This window comes from bacterium (assembly GCA_016873475.1).
Taxonomy (GTDB): domain Bacteria; phylum Krumholzibacteriota; class Krumholzibacteriia; order JACNKJ01; family JACNKJ01; genus VGXI01.
Window position 1 is genome coordinate 1 of the sequence record VGXI01000392.1, and the last position, 1,780, is coordinate 1,780.

Annotated in this window: 1 protein-coding gene; it reads left to right on the top strand. The window is 69.7% G+C overall.

Annotated elements, in window-relative coordinates:
* Positions 1–108: 108 nt before the first annotated feature.
* On the top strand, positions 109–1,308 hold the full coding sequence (locus FJ251_16070; protein ID MBM4119217.1) for a pyridoxal phosphate-dependent aminotransferase: 1,200 nt from the start codon (positions 109–111) through the stop codon (positions 1,306–1,308).
* Positions 1,309–1,780: the final 472 nt, after the last annotated feature.

A 1,780-nucleotide genomic window follows, 5' to 3' on the forward strand; every position in this document is an offset into this window, starting at 1 on the left:
GTCAGGTCCCGCGGCAGAACCCACCGCAAGCGTCGCTCCGCGGTCCTTGTGGAGATGCCGCTCCGAGATTACCCTGCCATCGTCCCGCATCGGAGGTGCAGCATGGCGATGAAGACAAAGCCCGGCCTCTCCCGCCGCGGCGTCGCCGTTCCCGCGAGCCCCATCCGCCGCCTCGTCCCCTACGCCGACCGCGCGAAGGCCGCGGGCGCCAAGATCTACCACCTCAACATCGGCCAGCCGGACATCCCCACCCCGCGCGAGATGATCCGCGCCTACCAGGCCTTCACGGCCGAGGTGCTGGCCTACGGGCCCAGCCAGGGCATCCCCGAGTTCCGCCGCGCCGTGTCCACCTACTGGAAGGGCTGGGGCATCGAGCTGCCCGCCGAGCAGGTCATCGCCACGACGGGCGGCAGCGAGGCAATCCTCTTCGCCCTGCTCGCGCTCTGCGATCCCGGCGACGAGGTGCTCGTCCCCGAACCCTTCTACACGAACTACCTCGGCTTCGCGGCCGTGGCCTCGGTGAACGTGGTGCCCGTGCCCGCGCGCGTGGACGACGGCTTCCGCCTGCCGCCCGACGCCGAGTTCACTCGCCGCATCACGCCGCGCACGCGGGCCATCCTCTTCAGCAACCCGGGCAACCCGACGGGCGCCGTCTACACGGCCGCCGAGCTGCGTCGCCTGGGCAACCTGGCTGGCGAGCACGGGCTCTTCCTGCTCGCCGACGAGGTCTACCGGGAGTTCGTCTACGACGGCGCACAGTTCACGAACGTCTTCACGCTGACCGACATCGCCGATCGCGTGATCGTGCTCGACAGCGTGAGCAAGCGCTACAGCGCCTGCGGCGCGCGCGTGGGCTACCTCGCCACGCGCAACGAGGCCGTGCTCGACGCATCGCTGCGCCTGGGCCAGGCGCGCCTGTGCCCGCCCACCGTCGATCAGCTCGCCGCGGCGGCCGCCTACACGGCGCCGCCCAGCTATCTCGAGGCCGTGCGCGTGGAGTACCAGGCGCGCCGCGACATCCTGTACCAGACCCTTGCGAACATTCCGGGCGTTACCGCTTTCAAGCCCGCGGGGGCGTTCTACACGGTTGCGAAGCTGCCCGTGGCCGATGCCGAGAAGTTCGCCATCTGGCTGCTTACGGACTTCCGGCACGACGGCGCGAGCGTGATGGTCGCGCCGGCGAACGGCTTCTACGCGACGCCGGGCGGCGGCCAGGACGAGGTGCGCATCGCCTACGTGCTCAAGGGCGAAGATCTCAAGGCCGCAATGGCCATCCTGGCCGCGGCGCTGCGCGCCTTCCCCGGCTAGCGCGGCTTCGTAAGCCCGCTTACTTCCCCCGCCGCGGCGACGGTGCTACACTTGCTGCGTTGCACGGCGCAGGCAGGTGGCCGGGATGCCGCAGATGGGACGTGAAGGACGCCACCCGATCGACCCACTTGCGGAGCTCTCCCCGACCGCGCCTCGCCTTGTCCAATCCATGGCGATCGACGATCGAGATGAAACGGGTCCGCCGCTGGCAAAGCCTGTCGAGATCACCTGCACATTGTGACACCCTGAGATGCGACGATCCCGGCCGCGCAGGCGCACCGGGCGACAGCCTTGCCGACGACGCGCGGAGCATTGCTCTGCGCTAGACCGTCATCGTGATCGCCGCTGCCGTGGAACGGCTCGATCCGTTCACACGAAGGAGGAGGATCACGCGATGAAAAGGGCACTCACCCTCACGCTTCTCGCCCTGATCGTCTGGGCGACGGCCGCTCCGGCCGCGATCCCCCAGGGG

Bases quoted from the DNA above. Each gene is read 5' to 3' on its own strand.
- FJ251_16070 (MBM4119217.1), top strand. From the start codon at position 109: ATGAAGACAAAGCCCGGCCTCTCCCGCCGCGGCGTCGCCGTTCCCGCG.